Origin of the sequence: Pseudomonas sp. RA_35y_Pfl2_P32 (assembly GCF_963970735.1) — a bacterium.
Lineage (GTDB): Bacteria > Pseudomonadota > Gammaproteobacteria > Pseudomonadales > Pseudomonadaceae > Aquipseudomonas.
On the sequence record NZ_CAXAQF010000099.1, the window covers coordinates 1 to 680 of the forward strand.

General features: G+C 63.8%; 1 protein-coding gene. It reads left to right on the plus strand.

Going from position 1 to position 680, the window contains the following annotated elements; translation table 11 throughout:
* Positions 1-680, plus strand: a 680-nt coding sequence (locus AACY45_RS27275) for a UvrD-helicase domain-containing protein (RefSeq protein WP_339548541.1), incomplete at both ends; no start/stop codon positions are given.

Sequence of the window (680 nt, forward strand, 5' to 3'; positions counted from 1 at the left end):
GACCGAAGCGGTCGAACTCCTCGAGGGGGAGTTCCCGCGGCTTAGGCTCGCGTACTACCGCAATCTTTACGATCCGACCCAGATCATTGCCGACATGTTGGCCGCCGTATCGCGGGCGAAGGATGAGGTGGTCGACGCCGAAACCTACGCCGCGCTCGCCGACGCCATGCAGGCGAAAGCCCAGGACTCGGATGCGCGCGAGGCGGCGGAACGCGCCGGCGAGGTTGCCCGCGTCTACGCGGCCTACGAACAGCTCAAGCGCAACGCGCATTGCATCGACTTCGGCGATCTTGTCGCCTTGCCGGTGCAACTGCTCGAAAAGGAGGCGGCCATCTGCGCGGCGCTGCAGGCGCAATATGATCATGTCCTGGTGGATGAGTATCAGGACGTGAACCGCAGCAGCGTGCGGCTGCTGAGCGCACTGCGGCCCGACGGCCGCAATCTCTGGATGGTCGGCGACGCCAAGCAGTCGATCTACCGGTTTCGCGGTGCCTCATCCTTCAACATAACCCGGTTCGGCAAGGAGGACTTCGCCGGTGGCAATCGCGGTCGATTGAAGCGTAATTATCGTTCGGTGCCGGAGATTGTCGCCAGCTTCTCCAGTTTCGCGATCACGATGCGCGCCGGCGATGCGGATAGTGGCCTCGACGCGGACCGCGACGCCAATGGACATAGGCCCG